Source organism: Arthrobacter sp. GW460-12-1-14-TSB2 (assembly GCF_059423525.1).
Genome location: NZ_JBWKYC010000017.1, coordinates 39,229 through 62,050, shown reverse-complemented (window position 1 = coordinate 62,050; position 22,822 = coordinate 39,229). Strand labels below are relative to the sequence as shown.

General features: G+C 66.0%; 21 protein-coding genes and 2 riboswitches. Of the genes, 14 read left to right on the top strand and 7 right to left on the bottom strand.

Annotated elements, in window-relative coordinates:
- Nucleotides 1–30 precede the first annotated feature (30 nt).
- The 3 genes from AC07YR_RS18095 to AC07YR_RS18085 form a co-directional block, all read right to left on the bottom strand.
- Nucleotides 31–318, bottom strand: a complete 288-nt coding sequence (locus AC07YR_RS18095) for a WXG100 family type VII secretion target (RefSeq protein WP_436056733.1) — start codon at nucleotides 316–318, stop codon at nucleotides 31–33.
- 116 nt (nucleotides 319–434) lie between these two features.
- The gene (locus AC07YR_RS18090; RefSeq protein WP_436056734.1) at nucleotides 435–1,925 is read right to left on the bottom strand and encodes a sensor histidine kinase; all 1,491 of its coding nucleotides are present in this window, start codon (nucleotides 1,923–1,925) and stop codon (nucleotides 435–437) included.
- A 2-nt stretch (nucleotides 1,926–1,927) separates the two neighbouring features.
- A complete protein-coding gene (locus AC07YR_RS18085) occupies nucleotides 1,928–2,638 on the bottom strand; it encodes a response regulator transcription factor (protein ID WP_028271318.1) in 711 nt (236 codons plus the stop codon).
- A 243-nt stretch (nucleotides 2,639–2,881) separates the two neighbouring features.
- Here AC07YR_RS18085 and AC07YR_RS18080 point away from each other — a divergent pair, with 243 nt between their 5' ends.
- Nucleotides 2,882–3,139: a hypothetical protein gene (locus tag AC07YR_RS18080; protein WP_055797594.1), complete on the top strand. Its 258-nt coding sequence runs from the start codon at nucleotides 2,882–2,884 to the stop codon at nucleotides 3,137–3,139.
- Between the two features lie 7 nt (nucleotides 3,140–3,146).
- Complete coding sequence (locus AC07YR_RS18075) at nucleotides 3,147–4,013, top strand: FHA domain-containing protein (protein WP_494734740.1); 867 nt, start codon at nucleotides 3,147–3,149, stop codon at nucleotides 4,011–4,013.
- Nucleotides 4,014–4,088: 75 nt separating this feature from the next.
- On the opposite strand, the gene AC07YR_RS18070 is transcribed toward AC07YR_RS18075, so the two are convergent.
- Genes AC07YR_RS18070 through AC07YR_RS18060 form a run of 3 tightly spaced genes read right to left on the bottom strand, consistent with a single transcriptional unit; the run spans nucleotide 4,089 to nucleotide 8,533 of the window.
- Nucleotides 4,089–5,744, bottom strand: coding sequence for a DNA repair helicase XPB (locus tag AC07YR_RS18070; RefSeq protein ID WP_494734739.1), 1,656 nt, complete (start codon nucleotides 5,742–5,744; stop codon nucleotides 4,089–4,091).
- 40 nt (nucleotides 5,745–5,784) lie between these two features.
- Nucleotides 5,785–8,289 carry a helicase-associated domain-containing protein gene (locus AC07YR_RS18065; protein WP_494734738.1) on the bottom strand — a complete coding sequence of 835 codons (2,505 nt, stop codon included), beginning with the start codon at nucleotides 8,287–8,289 and terminating at the stop codon, nucleotides 5,785–5,787.
- A 10-nt stretch (nucleotides 8,290–8,299) separates the two neighbouring features.
- Nucleotides 8,300–8,533: a hypothetical protein gene (locus tag AC07YR_RS18060; RefSeq protein WP_055797600.1), complete on the bottom strand. Its 234-nt coding sequence runs from the start codon at nucleotides 8,531–8,533 to the stop codon at nucleotides 8,300–8,302.
- Between the two features lie 184 nt (nucleotides 8,534–8,717).
- On the opposite strand from AC07YR_RS18060, the gene AC07YR_RS18055 reads away from it, so the two are divergent.
- Both AC07YR_RS18055 and AC07YR_RS18050 read left to right on the top strand, forming a co-directional pair.
- Entirely contained in the window at nucleotides 8,718–9,101 is a 384-nt protein-coding gene (locus AC07YR_RS18055; protein ID WP_055797603.1) for a cold-shock protein, read from the top strand.
- An 8-nt stretch (nucleotides 9,102–9,109) separates the two neighbouring features.
- Nucleotides 9,110–9,673, top strand: a complete 564-nt coding sequence (locus AC07YR_RS18050; protein ID WP_494734737.1) for a DUF3027 domain-containing protein — start codon at nucleotides 9,110–9,112, stop codon at nucleotides 9,671–9,673.
- Nucleotides 9,674–9,886: 213 nt separating this feature from the next.
- Here the strand turns inward: AC07YR_RS18050 and serC are convergent, their stop codons facing one another.
- Nucleotides 9,887–11,017 (bottom strand): phosphoserine transaminase, encoded by a 1,131-nt coding sequence (gene serC, locus AC07YR_RS18045; protein WP_494734736.1) that lies wholly within the window; start codon nucleotides 11,015–11,017, stop codon nucleotides 9,887–9,889.
- A 365-nt stretch (nucleotides 11,018–11,382) separates the two neighbouring features.
- On the opposite strand from serC, the gene AC07YR_RS18040 reads away from it, so the two are divergent.
- The 10 genes from AC07YR_RS18040 (at nucleotide 11,383) to AC07YR_RS17995 (ending at nucleotide 22,681) form a co-directional block, all read left to right on the top strand.
- Nucleotides 11,383–12,078 (top strand): iron-dependent transcriptional repressor DtxR, encoded by a 696-nt coding sequence (locus AC07YR_RS18040; RefSeq protein ID WP_055797870.1) that lies wholly within the window; start codon nucleotides 11,383–11,385, stop codon nucleotides 12,076–12,078.
- A gap of 139 nt (nucleotides 12,079–12,217) precedes the next feature.
- A riboswitch (cyclic di-AMP (ydaO/yuaA leader) is annotated at nucleotides 12,218–12,429 on the top strand.
- Between the two features lie 3 nt (nucleotides 12,430–12,432).
- Nucleotides 12,433–13,257, top strand: coding sequence for a M23 family metallopeptidase (locus tag AC07YR_RS18035; RefSeq protein ID WP_436056739.1), 825 nt, complete (start codon nucleotides 12,433–12,435; stop codon nucleotides 13,255–13,257).
- A gap of 148 nt (nucleotides 13,258–13,405) precedes the next feature.
- Nucleotides 13,406–13,565, top strand: a riboswitch (cyclic di-AMP (ydaO/yuaA leader).
- Nucleotides 13,566–13,635: 70 nt separating this feature from the next.
- On the top strand, nucleotides 13,636–14,310 hold the full coding sequence (locus AC07YR_RS18030) for a C40 family peptidase (RefSeq protein ID WP_055797613.1): 675 nt from the start codon (nucleotides 13,636–13,638) through the stop codon (nucleotides 14,308–14,310).
- 160 nt (nucleotides 14,311–14,470) lie between these two features.
- A complete protein-coding gene (locus AC07YR_RS18025; protein ID WP_055797615.1) occupies nucleotides 14,471–15,232 on the top strand; it encodes an NlpC/P60 family protein in 762 nt (253 codons plus the stop codon).
- A 221-nt stretch (nucleotides 15,233–15,453) separates the two neighbouring features.
- Entirely contained in the window at nucleotides 15,454–15,954 is a 501-nt protein-coding gene (locus tag AC07YR_RS18020) for an HNH endonuclease (protein ID WP_028271305.1), read from the top strand.
- A 63-nt stretch (nucleotides 15,955–16,017) separates the two neighbouring features.
- Nucleotides 16,018–16,635, top strand: coding sequence for a molybdenum cofactor guanylyltransferase (gene mobA / locus AC07YR_RS18015; RefSeq protein ID WP_494734735.1), 618 nt, complete (start codon nucleotides 16,018–16,020; stop codon nucleotides 16,633–16,635).
- 59 nt (nucleotides 16,636–16,694) lie between these two features.
- Nucleotides 16,695–17,033, top strand: coding sequence for a DUF6457 domain-containing protein (locus AC07YR_RS18010; protein WP_494734734.1), 339 nt, complete (start codon nucleotides 16,695–16,697; stop codon nucleotides 17,031–17,033).
- Nucleotides 17,030–18,535, top strand: a complete 1,506-nt coding sequence (locus AC07YR_RS18005; RefSeq protein WP_494734733.1) for a molybdopterin molybdotransferase MoeA — start codon at nucleotides 17,030–17,032, stop codon at nucleotides 18,533–18,535. The genes AC07YR_RS18010 and AC07YR_RS18005 overlap by 4 nt, the downstream gene beginning before the upstream one ends.
- Nucleotides 18,536–18,607: 72 nt before the next feature.
- Nucleotides 18,608–19,480, top strand: a complete 873-nt coding sequence (gene fdhD / locus AC07YR_RS18000) for a formate dehydrogenase accessory sulfurtransferase FdhD (RefSeq protein WP_436056743.1) — start codon at nucleotides 18,608–18,610, stop codon at nucleotides 19,478–19,480.
- 174 nt (nucleotides 19,481–19,654) lie between these two features.
- Nucleotides 19,655–22,681 carry an alpha-mannosidase gene (locus AC07YR_RS17995; protein WP_494734732.1) on the top strand — a complete coding sequence of 1,009 codons (3,027 nt, stop codon included), beginning with the start codon at nucleotides 19,655–19,657 and terminating at the stop codon, nucleotides 22,679–22,681.
- Nucleotides 22,682–22,822 lie beyond the last annotated feature (141 nt).

Below are 22,822 nucleotides of genomic sequence, written 5' to 3'. Positions count from 1 at the left end.
CTGAACGGCTGCTTAATCTGAACGGCTGCTTCAGCTGAAGCGTTGCGTATTGCCCTGCTCCGCCTGGGCGTACGTGGCGGCCGCTGAAGTCAGGGCCATGTTGATCGAGGCGAGCGAGGCTTCCACCTTGCCCTGCGTGATGGTCCACTCGGTGATCAGCGCCTGGAAGTTGGAGGCCGCCGATCCGCGCCACGTGCCCTGCAGCTCGTCCAGCCCCCGCTTCATGGCCTGGACGTCCGCGCTGATGCGGTCAACCGTGGCCTTCACGTTGGCTGATTTGAGCTGGAGCAGCTCGGTATCTACAGAAATGATGCTCATGGTCATTGCCCTTCGAAGCTGTTCGCAAGCTTGGTCAAGCTTGCGGACGGTCCTGGGTGTTAGGACCGCTACGTCGAGCCTAGGAAGCGGGCGGAAAGCCGCGCCACATCCGCAGCCTATATGTGGACAACCTCGCCGGCTTCGCCGCCGTCGTTCTTAATGCCTGGATAGTCTGCGGCCTCGTCCCGGAACGGAAGACTGACCACCATGGTGGCGCCCCCGCCGTCTGTGGGGATCATGCGGACAGACCCCGAGTGCGAGCCCACGATGGCAGCAACGATGGCCAGGCCGAGGCCGCTGCCGCCCGTTTCCCGGGTCCGCGAGGTGTCCGCCCGGTAGAAGCGCTCAAAAATCCGCGACGCCTCGTCCTCCGGGATCCCGGCGCCGTGGTCGCGCACCTCGATGACGGAAAACCGTTGGCCCGCCTCGCCGGTGCGTACTCCTACGGCGAGCTCGATGGGCGTCCCGGGCGGGGTGTAGCGCAAGGCGTTTCCCATCAGGTTGCCCACCACCTGGCGCAGCTTTGCCTCGTCACCCAGCATCGGGGCGGGGGACGGCGGTCCGCCGTCGAGGCCTGTCAGTGAAATCGACCGGTCCCGGTCGCTGGCCTGGGTGTCCACGACGGCGTCGTTGGCGAGAAGCAGCAGATCCACAGGCTTCTGCTGCAGGGGGCGCTGCTCGTCCAGCCGGGCGAGCAGCAGAAGGTCCTCCACCATGGAGCCCATCCGCTTGGCCTCGCTCTCTATCCGACCCATGGCCGTGGCCACGTCCTCCTCCTTGGTGAGGGCGCCCTGGCGGTAGAGCTCGGAGAACCCCCGGATCGTCACCAGCGGGGTGCGGAGTTCGTGGGAAGCGTCAGCGGCAAAGCGGCGCATCCGCTCTTCCGAAGCCAGCCTGGCCGCGAAGGCGGATTCAATATGGCTGAGCATCGCGTTCAGGGAGCCGCCCAGCCGGCCCACTTCCGTGGCCGGATTCTCCACATCGACGCGGCGGGAAAGATCACCGGCCGCGATGGCCGCCGCGGTCCTTTCCACACGGGCCAGGGGACGGAAGGACCTGGACACTGTCCAGGTGGCAATGAAGAAGGCCAATACCAGGGTCAGGAAGCCTACTCCGATGACCACCAGTGACGCATGTTCCACGACCGAGTCCACCGGGGCCAGCGGCAGGCCGATGATGACGACGGCGTTGCGCTGGTTGCCGTCAACTACAGGCAGTGCCACGACGCGCCAGTTCCGCCCGTCAGTGCCGCGCACTTGGAACGGGGCGAGGTCGAGCCTGTTGGCTTCGGCCGGGGAGAGGCTTTCGATGTCCGGGTGCGAGTCTTTGTTGCCGCCGAACGGGAACGGTTCCTGGTCCTGCCGCAGGAGCATGAGGGAGTAGTCGGTGGGGATGTTCGGGTTCTGTTGCAGCAGCTGGTTGAAGGACTGCTGCTGCTTTACCGAATTGACGGCGACTTTGAGCTTGTCGTCCACCTGGCCCTGCAGGTAGCTGTGCAGGAGTGTCAGTGTTCCGGAACCGGTCACGGCGAGTGCCACCAGCATGAGCGCCATCATGATGGCCACCAGCTGGGAACGCAGCGAAGCCGACTTCCAACGGTGCAGCAAGGTCAGCGCTTTTCGGCTGTCCGAAGTACGTAGCCCACTCCGCGCTTGGTCTGGATGAGCGCCGGGGCGTCGGGGTCGATGTCCACTTTGCGCCGCAGGTAGGAGATATAGGACTCCACGATGGACGCGTCTCCGTTGAAGTCGTATTCCCAGACGTGGTCCAGGATCTGGGACTTGGACAGGACCCGGTTAGGATTCAGCATCAGGTAGCGCAGGAGCTTGAACTCCGTGGGGGAGAGCTCAATGACCGTGCCGCCGCGGCGCACCTCGTGGGCGTCGTCGTCGAGCTCGAGGTCGTCCACGCGGATGACGGCGTCGTCGTCAAGCAGCGGCTGGGTGCGCCGCAGCACGGCGCGGATCCGGGCCACTACCTCGTCCAGGCTAAAGGGCTTGGTGACGTAGTCGTCGCCGCCGACGGTGAGCCCGGTGACCTTGTCCTCGGTGTCGTCCTTGGCCGTGAGGAACAGGACGGGGAAGTGCTTGCCTGAGGCGCGCAGCCTGCGGGTCACTGTGAAGCCGTCCATGTCCGGGAGCATGACGTCGAGCACCGCGAGGTCGGGGGCGTGGAGCTCGGCGGCGGCGAGGGCGTCGCGTCCGTTGCCGGCCGAGACGACCTCGAAGCCTGCGAACCTCAAGGAGGTGGAGAGCAGCTCGCGGATGTTTGGTTCATCATCGACGACGAGCAACTTGGCTTCGGGACCGTTCTTTTTCATACCTCCCATGATGCTCCCAGAATCTGGGAGTTTTCTGAATGAATGTTGAGTGTCCCATGTGTGGAACCCGGCACTAGGCTGCCGCTGGCGGCCGCGGACTACGGGGAACCCTTTTTGCGGGTAATTCGTTCGGGCCGCGGAGGGTTTCCCCTGCTACCGGCCAGTACTAGAGTGGGCCCACTGAGTCCATGAGGATTCGGGACCAATCGTTCATGCGGCACCCAATGAAGGGGAACTACCACCATGACGGAAATACATGCGCCCGAGAGTACCCGTACGGCTGACCGCAGTATCCGCGACTGGGCTGACCTCGCTGAGGAAATGTGGTCCTACTTGACCGGCAAGGGCGCCGCGATCAACTACAACTTCATCGACATGACGGTCGAGGTTCCGCGCGACATCGGCCCGGACGCCCCGCGTGCCACCTGGAAGCTCAACGGCAGCCTCCGGGTGACCACCAGCGACAACGACGCCTCGGGGTCAGACGAGAACCGGAGCTGATCCGGACGTGAACGGATTCCGCCTCGACATGGATCTGGACTTCTCCTATACCGATGAGTCCGGAACCATAACGCGGGGAACAGCGGAGGCCGGCGGCAGCCAAGTGCGGATTGCCGTGGACAGCCTTGAGTCGTTCAGTTCCGGCGGCATGCCGTCGCTGGATGACATCCGGCCACTGGCCAAGACCCTCGCGGACCGGGGGCTTTCAGTGGTGATTGACGGCCCGGACGGTCACATTGTGAGCCTCGGAGCCGTCGCAAGCCCGGCATCGCAGCGGCTCATTACGCGCTCACCCCACATCAAGTTGGGGAAGCTCGGCGCGCTGGCACCACTCATGAAACGCGGGCGGCGCTCGCCGCGATTCTCGCTGCTGCCCCCGCAGACTCCGCTGCCGCTGATGCCGACAGTCAGGCGGAGCATCGTCCGCCGTGCCACCACCACCCACCACAGCCGGGGGAGCGGCCGGCCCAGGCTCATCTTCGTCCAGGACTCGGCCACGTGGAACGGACAGGTGCCGCGTGAATACACCCTGAGCAGGGAAATAGTCAGGATCGGCAGTGACGGGTCCTCAGACGTCCAGCTGGACGGACTGGACGGCCTCCATGCGGAAATAGTCCACAACGCTGACGACGAGTACGTACTTGTGCCGCACGGGAAGGTGACGGGAAGTGTCGCATCCACGGGTGAGTCCGTGCTTCGAACGGGCGCCCGGATCCAGATGGGTCAGTGGTGCCTGGCCTATTTCCGGGAGGAGTTCGCGGACCACGGACGTCCGTTCGGCGGCCGCAGCGGCGGCGAACTCGCCTATCAGGCACCGCAGCTTGACCCGCGGACAGGAACCACGGAACGGGACGGATCGTGGGGGATCAGCTGACTACCGGCGGCGGGCGGACGTTTGGCCTGGGATTCAGCGGGAACGGGATCCTGCGGGGAGCCGGCGGCCGCCGGATCAGGTGGCCGAAGGATTCCGTCCCACGTCCTTGGCGTCCATGATCCGGTAGGCATAGCCCTGCTCGGCCAGGAACCGCTGGCGCTTCGCCGCGAAATCCTGGTCGAGCGTGTCCCGCGCCACCAGTGAGTAGAACCGCGCTGCGCGGCCGTCCTGCTTGGGGCGCAGCAGCCGGCCCAGTCGCTGGGCTTCCTCCTGCCGGGAACCGAACGAGCCGGACACCTGGATGGCCACCGAAGCTTCCGGAAGGTCGATGGAGAAGTTCGCAACCTTGGAAACCACCAAGGTCTGCACTTCGCCCGCCCGGAAGGCTTCGAACAGCTTCTGGCGCTCCTTTACGGACGTGTCGCCCTTGATCACGGGGGCCTGGAGCCGTTCACCCAGCTCGTCCAGCTGGTCGATGTACTGGCCGATGACCAGGAGTTGCTCACCCCGGTGCTGTTCCACCAGTTGCTCCACCACCAAGGTCTTCGTTTCGGACGTGGCACAAAGCCGGTACTTGTCGGCGTCCTCGGCCATGGCGTACGCAACACGTTCGTCATGGGGAAGATCCACCCTGACTTCCACGCAGTCCGCCGGAGCGATGTAGCCCTGGGCCTCGATGTCCTTCCAGGGCGCGTCGTAGCGTTTCGGGCCGATCAGGCTGAAGACTTCGCCTTCGCGGCCGTCCTCGCGTACCAGGGTTGCGGTCAATCCGAGCCTGCGCCGGGCCTGCAGGTCCGCCGTCATCCGGAAGATGGGTGCCGGCAACAGGTGGACCTCGTCGTAGATGATCAGGCCCCAGTCGTGGCCGTCCACCAGTTCCAGGTGGGGGTAGAGCCCGCCGCGTTTCGTGGTCAGGACCTGGTAGGTCGCTATGGTGACCGGGCGGACTTCCTTGACCGAGCCGGAGTACTCACCGATCTCGTCGGCCGTCAGCGAGGTCCGCTTGACGAGCTCGTCCTTCCACTGCCGGGCGGACACGGTGTTGGTCACCAGGATCAGCGTTGTGGTGGAGCTTGTGGACATGGCCGCCGCACCCACAAGCGTTTTGCCGGCGCCGCAGGGGAGCACGACGACGCCGCTGCCGCCGGCCCAGAAGTTCTCCGTGGCCAGTTTCTGGTAGGGCCGGAGCTTCCAGCCGGACTCGTTGAGCATAATGGGGTGCGGGGTACCGTCCACGTAGCCGGCCAGGTCTTCGGCGGGCCAGCCGATCTTGAGGAGCAGCTGCTTCAGCTGCCCGCGCTGCGAGGAATGGACCACCACGGTCTCGCCGTCGATGCGCGGGCCCAGCAGGGGCTGGATCTTCTTGGCACGGCAGACTTCCTCGAGCACGGGGTAATCGCTGGTCCGCATCACCAGCCCGTGCTGCGGGTCTTTTTCCAGCCGCAGCCGGCCATAGCGGGACATCGTTTCTTCGATATCGATCAGCAGGGAATGCGGCACCGGGAAGCGCGAGTACTTCAACAGGGTGTCCAGGACGCGTTCGGCGTCCAGCCCGGCAGCGCGGGCGTTCCACAGCCCTAACGGAGTCAGGCGGTAGCTGTGCACGTGTTCCGGTGCGCGCTCCAGCTCGGCGAAGGCGGCGATGGCGTGCCTGGCTTCCGTGGCCTGCTCATGGTCCACTTCGAGCAGGATGGTTTTGTCGCTCTGGACGATCAGGGGCCCGTCGTTCACGGCGCCCAAGCCCTGATGCCGCTGGTTCGTGGGGTGCTGGTCACTGCTGGGATCCTTCTTCCGCCTCAATGTCGATGATCCGGTGGATCGAGAGCACGCGTTCGGTTTCGCGTGCGGGGTCGAAGACCCTCACCCGTCCGCCGTTCACAGACACCGGAACAACCGTTTCCCTGCTGGAATTCCCTTGGCTGTCCACCACGTTCATCACCACTGCCTGCCGGAGCCGGATGGCCTTCTGCAGGGTTTCGAGCCCGAGCTGCGTTGCTTCCTCGCCCGTTGCCCCTGGCCCCGTGCGGTGGCTTCCGTTGCCGTTCGGTCCATGAGCGGCTCCTTGGCTGCGGAGAATCGCCAACTGGGCGTCGACGTCGGCCTCCGCCGGTGCCGTCCGCGGCGCACTGTACACGGGACGCCCGCTGCCCGGCACGGCAGTGGTCCGGCGCAGCCGGATCAGCGCCGACTCTGCCTCCTCGACGGCCGGTGACAAACCCAGCGCACGCAGTACCTGGGCGGTTTCCTTCGGGCCCGCGCGGGAGATCAGGACTGTGGGCGCAATGCGGACCAGCCCCAGCCCTGCCGCGCTGGATTCCTTGACGAGTTCGAGCAAGGCGTCTTCGTCGTCGCTTTGGATGAAGCTGGACGCCACGCCCACGCGCAGCCTGCCGTGCCTGGCCGCGGTGTCCTCCACGAGGTATTCGAGTGGCTGCGGTACCGCGGTGGCCGAGTGCTCGCGCAGGAAACGCAACAGGCTGCCGGCGTCGTGGCCGGCGTCGAGGGCGCGGCGGACGGACGCCACGGAGAACCGGTAGATCGTAGCGGGACCCTGGCCTTCGGCGTCGGCCATCACCTGGAGCTTTTCGCTCAACTCGGGCGCCAGGTACCCAGGCGCCACGGCAGTGAGGTCAGCCTGCAGCAAAACGTGGTTGAGGGCGGCCGGCAGATGCTCTCCCAGGATATCCAGCGCTTCATCAGGACGTTCCGCGGCGATCGCGGAGCCCAACTGGCTAAGCGCGCCCGAACCGATGAGGCCGAGCATCTCCGCTTCCGCCAGGACGCCGCGGATCAGCGAACTAAAGCGCCGGGCCATCCGGGGCTGGGTCCATTCTGCCCGTTGCAGCACCGCGGCCGCGTCCAGCACCGGCGCCTTGCCGTCGGCCTCGGCGGCCTCGTCCGTAAGTTCGTTGAGGATCTCCAGGATCCTCTTCCGGATGACAGGCGCGTCCGGCCGCTGGGCCTCAGCCGACAGGGCGTTGATGGTGGTGCCGGCCGCCGCACGGTGCGGGGCAGAGCCAGCGCCCGGACCGGTGACTGGCTGGCCCACTAGCGACGGGGCGCGTTCGCTGGCCAGCCAGGCATTCACGAGCCAGAGCCACTGTTCCTGGCGCGGCAGCGTAAGCCACTCAAGCTGTTCCGGCTGGACCCAGGCGGAGCTGTCAACGTCCAGCCGGAGAAGTCCGGCCAGGGCACAAAGCTCAACCAGCAGGCCGGCGGGGTGGAGGTCGATCCGGAGTGCGTCCGCCAGGCGCTTCATCTCGCGTACGCCGACGCCCCCGCTCCGCAACGTGACGAGGGGCTGCTCGCGCACGTTGTACAGGAGCTCTCCTGTCAGACGGAGGGTTTCGGCAATGGCGCCCAAAGCGGCATTTCGCCGGAGCGCCGCCGTGGTCTGTCCTAGCCTGGGTACCGGGGGAGTCAGCGTGAAGTCTTCGATCACGGCCCCGCCGCGGAGGGCAATCCCGACGCTGTGCGGCAGCTCCACGTGGGCGGCGTCCAGCGGTACCAGCAGGCCCCTCGCCAGGAGCCAGTCAACCGGCCCGACGTCGGGGCCTTCGTTAACGACGGAGGCCCGCCGCTGGGCCTGGGGCACCGCGCCCATGGCCCAGTTCCCGAAACGGGCCAGGAGCGCCGTAGTGCGGTCCGGGGCCGTGGCGAGGAGTCGTTCCAGGGCATCGGGCGTGGCTGTCCAATGCTGCAGTGACAGGGCGGCTTCCATGGGCGTTGTGGCGGGATGGATGGAAGCGCCGCTGTGGTGTAGTTCGCCCACCAGTTGCACCACGCGCTGGGCGAAGGCCGGCTGCAGCCGGACAAGTTCCGTGTAGCTCCTGCCCAGTCCTGCCGGATATATCCCTACGACGTCGCGGAGGCTTCCGACCGGAAGGTAGAAGCGCTGGCGGGCACCTGCCGGCAGCGCAGCACCGTGCGGGGGCTCGGCGCGGTGCACGAGGGCCAGTTCTTCAAGGGAGTGCAGGATCCGTTCGATGGCGGACAGCGAGGCGCCGCGGATGAGTTTCTTGAGTCCCGCGGCCGAGGCGCTGTGGGCGGTGTCCGTGTTGGTGCAGAGGTGGAGGGTCTCCAGAACCTGCATCTGCGGCCGGTTCAGCCGCTCCAGTGCCCGCTGCACGCTGACCCTGGCACTGGCCCGCGCCGCGAGGGCCGCAAAGTCCGGAACGTTGGGTGAGACCAGGTCCGGCCGCGCGGAGAACAGGGCCCGCAACGAGTCGTCGCTGCGGGCCTCCAGTTCCTTGCTGAGCGCGCGAATAAAGGACATCAGTCCAACGTTACCGCCCGCCGGACTTTCCTGCCCGGCGGCGGGCGGCGACGCCGTCGATCACCAGGAATATCATCAGGAGGAATGCCAGCGGCAGGCCGTACAGGGCCAGGGATGTTACCCACACCGGAGCGGCACTGCCGCCAAAGGCGATGGCCATGACGGCGCCCACGGCAGCCAGCGAGAGGACAGCAATAACCGCCGCAACTATCATCAGGGGCCGCCGGTAGCGGGAGGGTGTCATGGAAGTAACGCTAACAGCCCGGCTGTGCCCGTGCCGCAAAGCGGGAATCCGGGTCCCGGCAGGATAACCTTGAAGATACAGACCAACATGGTCCGGGCAGCCATACCCTGAACCCGCATATCAATGCGGATGCGGTGGCCGCCGGCCGTGTCACAGGAAGTCCAGAACGAAGAAGGTTGATTACGTGCCTACCGGCAAGGTCAAGTGGTATGACAAGGAAAAAGGCTTCGGATTCCTCGCAGGTGAGGACGGCCAGGAAGTATTCCTGCCCAAATCCGCCCTGCCCGAGGGCGTAACGGACCTCAAGGCCGGCACGCGCGTTGAGTTCGGTGTGGCTGACGGCCGCAAGGGAGCCCAGGCCCTCGGGCTGCGCGTGCTGGACAAGACCCCGTCCATCGCGAAGGCTAAGCGTCCCAGCGCCAAGGACCTGGCACCCCTCGTCCAGGACCTGGTAAGCGTGCTGGACAACCTGTCCGGAACGCTGTCCGCCGGAAAGTACCCGGAAGGCAACAAGGCCAAGGCGATTGCAGCTGCCCTCCGTAAGGTCGCCGACGAGCTGGACGCCTAGGCATCCGCATGACTTCCCAACCTGACCAGGGCACCCCCAAACCGGCGTCAAAGCCCCGCGCCGGCGTCCCCGTGTGGCGCGTCGGCAAACCGGACGCGGTGCTTGCTGCAGCCGTGGACTTTGCCCGGGCTGCAGTGGAGGGCATCGCCCCGGCCGAGCAGATCGGACAGCACATCGGTGCCAAAAGCGAAGGGGACCGCGTTGTCACGCATCTCTTCGAGTCCCGGCTGGCCGGGTACCAGGGATGGCAGTGGTACGCGGTGCTCACCCGCAATTCCCGTTCCAAGGTCATCACGGTGAACGAACTTGGCCTGCTGCCTTCGGAGGATTCCATCCTCGCACCGGAGTGGGTGCCCTGGGCTGAACGGGTGCGCCCCGAGGACGCCCAGGAAAATGAACAGGACGCGGACGCGCCCGTTGTGGACGCCGACGCCCAGGGCACTGCCCTGGCCGGTTTCGACGACGGCGCCGCCGTTTCGGACGACGGCGACGCTTCCGACGACGATGAAGACTCCGACGACGACAGTGACGCACCGGAGGAATCATCCGGCTCCGCCCGCGAGGTCGACTAGCCTGTTATTCCCCCGCGCTGCCCCCGGCAAGGTGAGGCTCCGTGAGGGGCTGCGCTACTTCCGGGTGGTGTTGCGGGAGAGCCAGCCGCTCCAGCAGGGCAGACGCTGCTCCAGCAGGGCTGACAGCGGAGCACTTAACGAAGAAGGCGCCGTCCGGGACCAAAACCCCGGACGACGCCGTCGGACGCTAAAGCGTCAGCAGCCGCTGATTCCCTACTTCCGCAGTTCTCCCACGACGTAGTCGATGCTGGACAGGAGAGCCGAGACGTCGTCCGGGTCGATCGCCACGAACGTGGCGATGCGCAGCTGGTTGCGGCCCAGCTTGCGGTACGGTTCGGTGTCCACAATGCCGTTGGCGCGAAGGACCTTGGCGATTGCGGCCGCATCAATCGAGTCGTCGAAGTCGATGGTGGCGATCACGTTGGAACGGTCTTCGGCCCTGGCAACGAACGGCGTGGCGTACTCGGAGGCCTCTGCCCAGTCATAGATGCGCCCGGCCGAATCGGCGGTGCGTGCAGCGGCAAAATCAAGGCCGCCGCTGGCGTTCAGCCACTGCACCTGCGCGTCCAGGGTTACCAGTGTGGCCAGCGCAGGGGTGTTGTACGTCTGGTTGAGCCGTGAGTTGTCGATGGCGGTCTGCAGGTCAAGGAAATCGGGGATCCACCGGCCGCTCGCCTTGATCCGGGCAGCGCGCTCCAGCGCCGCCGGAGAGAAGAGCCCCAGCCACAGGCCGCCGTCGGACGCGAAGTTCTTCTGCGGGGCGAAGTAGTACACGTCGGCTTCCGAGACGTCGACGTCCAGGCCGCCGGCAGCCGAGGTGGCGTCCACCAGGACAAGCGAGCCTTCATCCGCGCCGGCAACCCGCTTGACCGGAGCTGCCACGCCCGTGGACGTTTCGTTCTGCGGCCAGGCGTAGACGTCCACGCCCGCTTCCGCGGTGGCTTCCGGCCGTGTGCCGGGCTCGGCTTTGATGATGGAGGAGGCGTCCAGGAACGGAGCCTTGTTGGTGGCGGAGGCGAATTTGGAGCCGAATTCTCCGAATGAGAGGTGCTGGGCCTTGCTGTCCACAAGTCCGAACGCCGCGATGTCCCAGAACGCCGTTGAGCCGCCCACGCCGAGGATGACTTCGTATCCTTCGGGGGCGCGGAAAAATTCGCTGAGGCCGCTGCGGACAGACCCGACCAGGTTCTTCACTGGGGCCTGGCGGTGCGACGTGCCCAGAAGTGTGGCAGAAGCGGCGGACAGTGCCTCGATCTGCTCGGGGCGGACCTTTGATGGCCCGGCGCCGAACCGTCCGTCCTTGGGCAGGAGGTTGGCGGGGATAGTGATGCTGGTGTCGCTCACAATGGCTCCAATTTATCGGCGTGGACGTGTTTCCGGTGTGGACGGGGGCCCGGCAGTGCAGGGGAATCCCCTATATTCTGCCTGACGTGCCTGCAGGGGAGGGAACGGCATCCGTCATAGTCCAGTCACTGAGACATCCCGGCCGCAGGTCAGCGCAGTGCGCGGAAGATTATCCGGACTAATTCAAAATAGGCTAAACTGGTTGCTGTCGTACAGCGGGCCGCGTAGCCGGTCTGGCTGATCCCGTGGGGCTTTTCCCAGCGGCTGGTCGGTGGATGCAGGTCCACCCCGCCGAGGCCAACGTGGAGGCTTTTGCGCGGTACGGTGGGACTGACGCAAGGACTGTGCTCGAGGAGCTGAGCTGGATGACCGATCTGATCGACACCACGGAGATGTATCTTCGGACAATCTTGGAGCTTGAGGAAGAGAACATCGTGGCTCTCCGCGCCCGGATTGCCGAACGGCTGCGCCACTCCGGGCCCACCGTTTCGCAGACCATCGGGCGCATGGAGCGTGACGGACTGGTGGTTGTTTCGGGGGACCGGCACCTTGAGCTCACCGAAACCGGCCGGAAACGCGCCACCGAAGTCATGCGCAAACACCGCCTCGCGGAACGGCTGCTAGCCGATGTCATCGGACTCGACTGGGCGTACGTCCACGACGAAGCGTGCCGCTGGGAACACGTCATGAGCGAGCGGGTGGAGCGTCGCATCTTCGAACTCCTGAACCACCCCACGGTTTCCCCCTATGGCAATCCCATTCCAGGCCTGGCGGCGCTCGGTGGGCAGCCAACTCCCGCGTTCACCGACGGTGTGGTGAACCTCCTTGAGGCCATGACCGGGTACGGAGCCGACTCGCGCATTACGGTGAGCAGGCTGGCCGAGCCCATCCAGGTTGAGCCGGAGTTGCTGGTGCAGCTGGATGAAGGCGGAATCCGGCCGGGGGCGTCCCTCGCACTGGAGCGCGTGGGGGAGTACATCTCCGTGCGTGTGCCCGAGATCGAAGGCGCCCTGGAGTTGCCGCCCGAGGTTGCGGCCCACGTGTTTGTTACGGTCAGCTAACTGCGCCCTTGTAGGACCACCTACAACGTACTGAGACCCAGATAACGGAATTATTACCGCGCTGATTAATCGCCTATAGTTGAGCACTAGCGCCGATACAAAAGCGTTACCTGATCCGAAGCCGAGCTCTGCCAGCGGATCAGTGTGCGAACCACCTCCTGGCAGAGGCGGAGGAACCACAACCGGCCGTTGAAAAACGGCCTTGGGGTGAAGTCCGTCAGCAGCAAGCCACTTCCGACGAAGGATTCCCTAGGGAGACCTGTGTCGGACGCCTTGCATTGGCGGACCGGGTCTTTGCACTCTCTGACCCGAATCCGACAGCTAACTTCGCAGGCTCTCCAGAGAGGATATTTCTTGACCACGCAGACCGTCAGGGGCCGCCGCAGGGCGACCGGTCCCGCTTCGGAGTACCCTGTGGCCGAAGCCGTAATGACGGTCAGGCCGCGCGATGCACACCGTGATGCACGCCGGCGCCGCAGCCTGTTCAGCCAGGTAACGGACTTCGCTTCGGCGAGCGGCGTGGGTCAGAAGGCCGGCATTGCCCTTGCCGCCACCGGACTTGTCCTCACCGTGACCGTCCCGTCGACCGGTCCCATGATGTCCACTGCGGACACCGGGAATGCCGGTGTCGCCGCCTCAGTTGCCGCGCAGCCGGAGGTTTCCGCTGCTGCCGGCGCCAAAATTGACTTCAACCGCACTTATGTCGCCACCAAGGGCGATCCCGACGGCAAGCTCAAGCAGCTCCTGAGCGCGCAGTCCGCGGGCACCATCACCCGCGCTGCTTCCGCCGGGAGCCTCGGGGCGCCGCTCGAACACTTGGTTTCCGCTTCGCCCTTCGGTTTCCGGGTCAGCCCGATAACCGGCGGAGCCGGTGAGTTCCACCGGGGCCAGGACTACGCGGCACAGTGCGGCACCAGCGTCCTGGCTGCCGCCAGCGGAACGGTCACGTTCTCCGGCTGGCACCCCTACGGCGGCGGAAACCGGGTGGTGATTGACCACGGCAACGGCCTCGAAACCACGTATAACCACCTTTCGTCTTCAAGCGTCCAGGTCGGCCAGAAGGTCAGCCGCGGCGACGTTGTGGCCCTGAGCGGGACCACCGGCGCTTCCACCGGCTGCCACCTCCATTTCGAAGTGATGGTCAACGGCGAAGTCGTTGACCCCACCGGCTGGCTCTAACCCAAGCGATGGGTCACTCTCGCATTCCTGTGACATGCCGTGACCTGAATGTGACATTCGTTCGGAATTCCTGTACCGTTTAGAGCACGCCAACTTTTCCGAAGTTGGCGCTCTTGAGTGGATTGCCTAACTCTGCCACCGCTCAAGGTCCGTTCGCATGACATCGTCTGGCAGAGGCGGGGGAACCAATTTTGGTCTTCGCAAGAAGACCTTGGGGTTAAGTCGCAAAAGCTTCCCAGGAAGCCGAGCGGCCGGGTGACTCCCATCCGAATCCGACAGCTCACCTCGTAGGCATTGGGAGAGGCTACCTTCGTGTCTACACGCAACACTTCTGCGCGCCACCGTGCGCAAACGGTTCGTACGAACCCGTTGAACTCCGTGTCCAGGGCTGTTACTGCCAACGCCGGGACCGTAGGTCGCCAGGCGGCTGTGATCGCAGCTGCGTCCGGACTGATCCTCAGCGTTGGAATGCCGGCAAATGCCGCCGATACCAACCTGGGTGTTTCCGCTTCGACGGAGTCCGGCTCTCAGTCAGCCCAGCTGGCCGTAACCGCTGAACCGACAGCGACTGTTTCCTTCGAGCGTCCGTCAGTCACCACGACGGCAGCGCCCAAGATTGAAACCGTCCGGGCACAGTCCACCGGTACCGACGCCAGCGAGACCTCCACTGGTGCTGACGGGGAAGCCAAGGCCGGCAAGCTTGCCGACGCCGCCTCCTCTGCAGCAGCATCGGGCCTCGCCGCCATCGCGTACACCGGTATTGGCAGCGCCTACGTCTGGGGCGGCACCACTCCCAGCGGCTGGGACTGCTCAGGCTTCACCCAGTGGGTCTACGCCCAGGCTGGCATCAGCATCCCCCGCACCAATGCATGGACCGCCATGACACCCACCGCCACCCCGGCGCCGGGCGACCTGGTCATGCAAAACGGCGGTGCGCACGTTGGCATCTACGTCGGCAACGGCATGATGATCAGCGCGCTGAACCCGTCGCAGGGCACGATCCTGCACGCTGTGTCCGCCACGGGCACTTCTGCGTTCTACACGCTTCGCTAGAACACGCGGCGCTTCGCTACATCCCGGGTTTCCCGTCGCTGAAGCGCGCGTTCTTCGCTAAATAAACCTGTTCGGGCCGTTCCGGCTTACCCCCAAGATGCCGGAGCGTCCAAAAACCGCGGCCTGCCACGCAGTCTGAGGAAAACGAAAGAGAGAAATAATGACTACTCGTGCGATCGCACGGCACCGCGCCGAGGTTACCAAAACCAACTCGCTTGCTGTCATTGCCAAGGCTGTCGGCGACAACGCCGGCGGCATGGGCCGTCAGGCTGCGGTTATCGCTGCAGCTTCCGGCCTGGTCCTGACCAGCGGTATCGCAGCCAACGCTGCCGACACCAACGTTCAGCGCGAAGCAACCTCTGCTTCCACCCTGGAAGTGCAGTCCTCTGCTCCGGCCAACATCTCGGCCGCTTCCAGCATCGCCATCTCCTTCGAGAAGCCGGCGGTCTCCACCTCCCCGGCTCCGGTCGTCGAGGCTCCCAAGCCTGTCGTCGAGGTGCAGGAAGCTGCTCCTGAGGCCGCTCCGGTTGCCGCTGCCGCGACCGTGTCGGCCCCGGCCGTCCCTGCAGCTGCAGCACCCGCCGCCGCCAGCGGAAACGGCGCAGCGATTGCTGCCGCCGCCTACGCCCAGCTGGGTGTCGCGCAGGACTGCACCGCCCTCGCCACCAACGCGCTTGCAGCAGTCGGCGTCAACTACCACGGCTGGCCGGCAGGTTACCTGTCCCTGGGCCGCACCGTGAGCGCCGCCGAGGCACAGCCGGGCGACCTCGCGTACTACGAGAACGGCGGCATGGGCATGGCCCACATCGCTGTCTACGTCGGCAACGGCCAGGCCGTTCACGGCGGCTGGAACGGCGGAACCACCTCGCTGTTCAGCGTCAACGTTGGTTCCGGTCCGGTCTTCATCCGCGTCGGCGGCTAATACCCGGTTCACGCATAACAGAAGGACCCCTGCCCTCGGGCAGGGGTCCTTCTGCGTTTCCGGCAGGTGAATTTTTGCCGACACGGAGTCTATGGTAAGGAGCCGATTCGGCGATAGGGCACTTGAGTGTTTACTCTTGTGTTGTCGATCCATAGCCCGGACAAGCAGAGGGCAGCCGGCCCTCGAGCCCCTGACGGGTGCGGCCGTGAAGAGGTATGTGCATGCGCACACTCGTTCTTAATGCTGGATATGAACCGCTGGCGGTTGTGACCTTCCGCCGGGCGCTGGTTCTTGTGCTGACCGGAAAAGCTAGCGTGGTGGCCGAAGGCGACGATCCTGTCGTCGGGCCGCAGGAGATCCTGGGCCGTCCGTCCGTGATACTCCTAAACCGCTACATCCGGCCCCGCTACAACACCATCACGGCTGTGAGCCGCCGGGGCGTGCTGCGCCGTGACGGCCACCGCTGCGCCTATTGCGGTAAGGCAGCACACACCATTGACCACGTCCACCCTAAATCGAGGGGCGGTGCCGATTCCTGGGAGAACCTGGTGGCCGCCTGCCTTCGATGCAACAACGTGAAGGGCGACCACACGCCTGCCGAGATGGGCTGGAAACTCAGGTTCGTGCCCGCGCCTCCGCACGGCACGATCTGGCAGATCAAGGAACTGGAAAAGCCCACGCCCGCGTGGGACCCTTTCCTCCTGCCCGAATCAGCCGCCTAAGGCTCCACGGTTTCTAAGGCTTCACGGTTCCATGGGCCCGGCCCGCATCGCTAGGCTGGCACTGTGGAGTTTGATGCCTTAATCCTGGCCGGCGGGCGGTCATCCCGCCTGGGCGGCGTGCCCAAGTCCCAGTTGGTGTTCGACGGCGCCACCCTCCTTTCGCGGTCGCTAACGGCAGCCACGGGGGCGGGAGCGGTGGTGGTGGTGGGACCTGATCCCGGCGGACTGCCCGCCGGTGTCCTGTCGTGCCGGGAGGAGCCCGCGTTTGCCGGCCCGGCGGCAGCCATAGGCGCTGGCCTGGCCGCCTTGGAGCGCGCACGCGGTCCGTTGCGCGCAGCGATGACCCTGGTCCTGGCTTGCGACATGCCCAAAGCCGACCAGGCCGTTGCCGCGCTTCAGCTCACCATGGCCGAGGCCGGTAGCGGCGCGGCCGGCTCCGAGGGAGTCATGTCCGCCTCGCCTGATGGCCGCAAACAGCCGCTTGCGGGCTTTTATGGCACAGCTGCGCTACAACGCGCCGTGAGCGAACTGGGGGAGAGCGGAGGCCTCACGGGGGCATCAGTCTTCGCCCTCCTTGCTAGGCTTGACGTGCGGACAGTTACCGTCCCCTCCGGTGCCACCGATGACGTGGATACCTGGGACGATGCCACCGCGCTAGGGGTGTCCCGCCAGGGGTCATAAGCCACCGTGGGTGGGACCGGGCGGTGGCACCGCAACTGAATTTGAGTTTGGAGGCAACGGTGAAAAGCCAGGACGAAACGCTGGAGGACTGGTGCCGGGCGTTGCTGCAAGCCTTCGAGCTGGAGGATGTCGAGGTGGACGTCGATGAAGTATTGGCTCTGGCCGGGGTCGCGGCCCACTCTGTGGTGCGGCCGGCGGCGCCGCTGACCACGTTCATCGCCGGCTTCGCAGCGGGTATGGCGTCGGGTTCGGGGCAGGCTCCGGACTCGGTTTCCATGCAGGCTGCCATGGGTGTGGCGCGGGCTCTGGCGATGGACTATGCAGCAGCGGATTCCGCCGCGGCCGCGCCGCAGCCGGATTCCGGACCGGCCGTCAGCAGCGGGAACCCCGGCGCATGACGGCTGCGCCGCCGGGCGGCGGTGACGCCGCCAGCGACGTGCCTGAACGCGGGGAGCCCTCCGATGTTCCCGGCGCTGCCGATGCCGCAGGCACTGACGATGCCGGTTCCGCTGATGTGAGCACTCCCGAAGCGGGCGCTGCCGAAACGGCTGCCGCCGAGACCGGCGCTGCCGAGACGGGCGCTGCCGAAGCCGGCCACACCCATTTGGCGCACACCTGGCAGGAAGCCCGGCAGGCGTCATTCGACTGCGCAACACCCATCCCGCCGGGGCCGGTGCCGCTCAGGACTGCGCTCGGCCGGACGCTTGCGGCTGACGTCACCGCGCTCCAGGACATGCCGCACTACGCTTCATCCGCCATGGACGGCTGGGCGGTCAACGGAAGCGGGCCGTGGATCCTGGCAGAGCCCGGCCACCGGCTGGCACCCCACCAAGCCAGTCCCATCGTCACCGGCGGCCTGATTCCCCCTGGCGCCAAGGCTGTGCTCCGCAGCGAAGGCGGCACCATGTCAACTGATGAGGAGGGGCTCCCCGTGCTGGTCCTTGGCGGCGCGGCACGGCCCGGTGAACCGAGGAACGGCCAGCACATCCGGAAAGCCGGCGAGGAAGCAGCAGCCGGAGACATCCTCATCGCAAACGGAACTTTACTCAATCCGGCCCACCTGGCCCTCGCGGCGCTTGCCGGCCACGACTCCCTCCACGTGCAGGGAAAACCTGTGGTGAGGATTCTGCTCACGGGCTCCGAGGTGGTCACCTCAGGCCTTCCGGCACCGGGTAAGGTACGCGACACTTTCGGGCCGCAGCTTGGCGCCGTCGTCGAGATGCTGGGCGGCATCAGCGGCGGGCAAGACAAAATCGGCGACGGTTACGATGAATGGCTCACCGCCCTGGAAGACGACGCCGCGGAGGAGGCCCCTGCCGACGTCGTCATCACCACCGGCGGCACCGGCCGGTCCGGAACAGACCACCTCCGCCGTGCAGTCGCGGAACTCGGCGGCCGCCTGTTGATCGACGGCATCGCCATGCGGCCGGGGCACCCCGCCGTCCTCGCCGAACTGCCGGACGGCCGCTTCATCCTAGGACTGCCCGGCAATCCCCTTGCCGCGATGATGGCGCTCTGCACAGTAGGGGCTCCGCTGCTGGCCGCGCTGGGCCACGGGCCGCTGCCACCGGTCAGCGAGGTTCCCTGCGGGACGATGATCGACGCTGAACCGGGAAGGACCCGGCTGATGCCTTTCAGGCTCCTCTACGGCATGGCATCACCCGCCCAGTACGCGGGATCCGGGATGATGCGCGGCCTTGCGGCAGCCGACGGCGTCCTGGTCGTGCCGCCGCACGGTATCCAGCTGGGGGAGCCCGTGCCCGCCTTCGCCTTGCCGTGGGGTGCCCCGATCCACGCGGCGGAGCCGGCCGCAGCGAAGGCCAAAGCGGCTCCCCGCAAGACCCAGCGAAAGCCCGCCGCATCAGACGGTCCGGTGGACTGGAGTGCTTTGCTCGGCTAAAACGGTCCCGGCTGGTGAAGGCCGTCCGGGCTTGCAATGATGGTCATATCCCGCACTAAAGAGGAGCTCATCGTGGCCCGCATGACGCAACGCCGCAAAATTCACAAGTTCGTCCTGGACGGTTCGCCGCAGTCCCTCGCATATCCTGTGCGGCACCGGGAAGACGTACTGGCCGTGGAGGAACCGCTGGAAGTACGGCTGGGATCCCTCCCGTTTACCGTCACCATGCGGACGCCAGGGGACGATTTTGACCTCGTGGCGGGGTTCCTGGTGTCCGAGGGCATCATCTGGGACCCCGATCAACTCATCTCGCTGCGGTTTTGCGCGGGTGAGGACGAGGACGGCGTTCAGACCTTCAATGTTGTTGAAGCGCAGCTGCGGCCGGACGTCGTCCTGCCTGAGAGGGGCCGCAATATCTTCACTTCCAGTTCATGCGGCATCTGCGGCACCGATTCCATCGACGCCGTCCGCAAGTCCTCGCATTTCAGCCCTGCCGGGGATCCGCTGACCGTCCCGGTCGAGACGCTGGCCGGGCTCCCGGACGAGCTTCGTAAGGCGCAGGCCGTTTTCGACGCCACCGGAGGGGTCCATGCGGCCGGCCTCTTCCGGATCACTGACGACGGCGGCACTGAGCTGCTGTGCCTGCGCGAGGATGTGGGACGCCACAACGCCGTGGACAAGGTGGTGGGCTGGGCGCTGCGCGAACGGCTGCTGCCGCTGGCGGGCACAGTCCTGCAGGTGTCCGGCCGAGCCTCCTTCGAACTGGTTCAGAAGGCGGCGCTCGCGGGGATTCCGGTGCTTGCTGCCGTCAGCGCGCCGTCCAGCCTGGCCGTTGAACTTGCTCACGCCAGCGGCATGACGCTGGCTGGCTTCAGCAGGGGCGCCACGCTCAACGTTTACGCCGGGCAACACCGGATCAAGGCACCCGCTCCCATCCCCGGATAAGGCAAAATGCTTGGCTTATCGGGCCCGGCACAGTAGATTTTATCCATCGATTGGACGCGCCGATCCGCTCCTTCGGCAGTGTTCAAGGGCTTGCGCATAAGCTGAAGCCAACGCCAAGGCGAATACCGCGAACCAGCCGTCAGCTTCCAGACCACAGGTATAAAGAGGACCACATTGCACGACGACCGCCGCATCACGGAAGTCCGTCTTGACCGCTTCATGCGTGAACGGGTGGACCCCGCCGTGTACACCCGCAGCGTCCCGCTGAGCCTGACCGGCTGGGACGTTCCGGACGAGCCTGTTTCCGTCATGGAAGCCCTCCGCCACGACTTCGCCCCGTTGGAACACGGAACTGCCTGGGGGAGGCCCTGGAGCACGAAGTGGCTGAGGCTGCAGGGCGAAGTGCCCGATTCCTGGGGTACTGCTCCGGATACCGCGGTGGAGATCGTGGTGGACCTCGGCTTCACCCGCGAACTGCCGGGATTCCAGTGCGAGGGAATTGCGTGGCGGCCGGACGGCACCATCATCAAGGCCATCTCGCCGCGGAACCAGTACATCCCCCTGAAGCTCCTCGGAAGCGGGATGGCAGTGGACTTCTACGTGGAAGCAGCCGCCAACCCCGACGTCGCGCAGGGATGGACGTTCGCAGCGATGCCCTACGGCGACAAGGAAACAGCGGGAAGCGAACCCAAGTACCGGCTGGGCACCATCGCCATCGCCGAACTCAACCAGACCGTCTGGGAACTCCAGCAGGATGTCTGGACGCTCAGCGGGCTCATGCACGAGCTGCCGATGGAACTGCCGCGCCGCCACGAGATCCTGCGTGCCCTTGAGCGGATGCTGGAGGTCATGGACCCGGACGACGTCAGCGGCACAGCGTCAGCGGGCCGTGCTGCCTTGGCTGAGGTGCTCTCGCGCCCGGCGTACGCCTCGGCCCATCAGCTGGTGGCCACGGGCCATGCGCACATAGACTCGGCCTGGCTGTGGCCCGTCCGTGAAACCATCCGCAAATGTGCACGCACTTTTTCCAACGTCGTGGCACTGATGGACGAGTCTCCTGACTTCGTGTTCTCCTGTTCGTCCGCGCAGCAGCTCGCCTGGATGAAGGAGTTCTACCCGGAGCTGTTCGGCCGCATCCGCGAGAAGGTCAAAGCCGGCCAATTCGTTCCGGTCGGCGGCATGTGGGTGGAATCGGACACGAACATGCCCGGCGGAGAGGCCATGGCCCGTCAGTTCATCGAAGGCAAGCAGTTCTTCCTGGATGAGTTTGGGGTGGAGTGCCGGGAAGCCTGGCTGCCTGATTCCTTCGGCTACTCCGCCGCGCTGCCGCAGATCGTCAAGGCCGCCGGCAGCAAGTGGTTCCTGACCCAGAAGATCTCCTGGAACCAGGTCAACAGGATGCCGCACCACACGTTCAACTGGGAAGGCATCGACGGCACGCGGCTGTTCACGCACTTCCCGCCGGTGGACACCTACAACTCCGAGCTGAGCGGGCGGGAGCTGGCGCATGCGGAACGGAACTACCGGGACCACGGCCGCGGCACCGTTTCCCTGGTTCCGTTCGGCTATGGCGACGGCGGCGGAGGCCCCACCCGGGAGATGATCGCCGCGGCCCACCGCACGGCCGACCTCGAAGGGTCCCCGAAAGTGCGGATCGGAACCGCCGCGAACTTCTTCAGCCAGGCGCAGGCCGAATACTCGTCCCTGCCCGTGTGGGTGGGGGAGATGTACCTGGAGTTGCACCGCGGAACATATACCAGCCAGGCCAAGACGAAACGGGGCAACCGGCGAAGCGAGCACCTGCTCCGGGAGGCCGAACTATGGTGCGCCACGGCATCCGTCCGCACTGCCGGCAGCTTCACCTACCCGGCGGCGGAGCTGAAGCGCCTTTGGCAGCTGGTCCTGCTGCAACAGTTCCACGACATCCTGCCGGGCAGTTCGATTGCCTGGGTCCACCAGGACGCGGAGCGGAACTACGAGGCCATCTCGGATGCCCTGGACTCCATCATTGCCGGCGCGGCCCGTGCCGTGCTCGGCGAGGGCAGCCGCGAGTTCCTGCTTAACGCCGCCCCGCACGAACGCAGCGGCGTGCCTGCGCTGGCTGCTGCCGAGCCGGTCCGCAGTGACCACCCGGTGACGGTCACCGAATCCGGCGGGGGATACATCCTGGATAACGGCGTGATCCGGGCCGTACTGGACTCCAACGGACTCCTGACCTCGTTGATCGACCACGCCAGCGGCCGCGAAGCGATTGCCCCCGGCCAGTTCGGGAACCACCTGGAACTCCACCGCGACACACCCAACGAATGGGACGCATGGGACATTGACGAGTTCTACCGCCGCAACGTCACCTCACTGACCGAAGCGCGTTCGGTGACGCTGGAGCGGGGCGGCTGGGACGCCGTCGTGGTCGTGGAACGGCTGGCCGGATCGTCGGCGATCACCCAGCGGATTTCGCTGGAGGCCGGTTCCGGCTCACTGGGCATCCTGACCTCCGTTGACTGGCAGGAACGCGAAAAGCTGCTCAAGATCGGCTTCCCCTTGGACGTCCGCGCGGACCGATCAGCGTCGGAGACGCAGTTCGGGCATGTCTTCCGGGCAACCCACACCAACACGTCCTGGGAAGCGGCCAAGTTCGAAATCTGCGCGCACCGCTGGATCCACGTGGCCGAGCCGGGCTACGGCGTAGCAGTCTCCAACGCCTCCAGTTACGGGCACGACGTCACCCGCAGCGTAAGGGACGACGGCGGCACCACCACGACCGTTCGCACCTCCCTGCTGCGCGCACCCAAGTATCCGGACCCCGGCGCCGACCGCGGGCGGCACGAGCTCCTGGTGACCATCAGGCCCGGGGCGGCCATCGCCGACGCCGTGGAAGAGGGCTACCGGACCAACCTCACCCCTCGCATCATGAAGGGCGCCAATGCCGTCAGCCCGCTGTTTACGGTGTTCAACCAGGGAATCGTAGTGGAGGCGGTGAAGCTGGCGGAGGACGGGTCCGGCGACGTCATTGTGCGTCTTTATGAGTCGCTGGGCGAGCGGTCCGAGGGGTTGGTGACAGCCAACTTTGAGACGAGGGAAGTGCAGGCAGTGGATCTGCTGGAGCGTCCGGTTAAGGACCCGGGCGTTGCCGCGGGCAGGGACTCCGCAAAGCTGGCGCTGCGGCCGTTCCAGCTGGTCACCCTGCGTTTTGCCCGCTAAGGCACGAGCCCGCCAGGGCACTGGGCCGCTGCCATCCAGCCGTTAAACAGGCTGAGTGGGGGCGGTCCCCAACGGCCCGCCACCACTCATCCCCCCAATAGCGCTCAGTGGCCGACCGGCGCCGAACGGATTATCCCCATT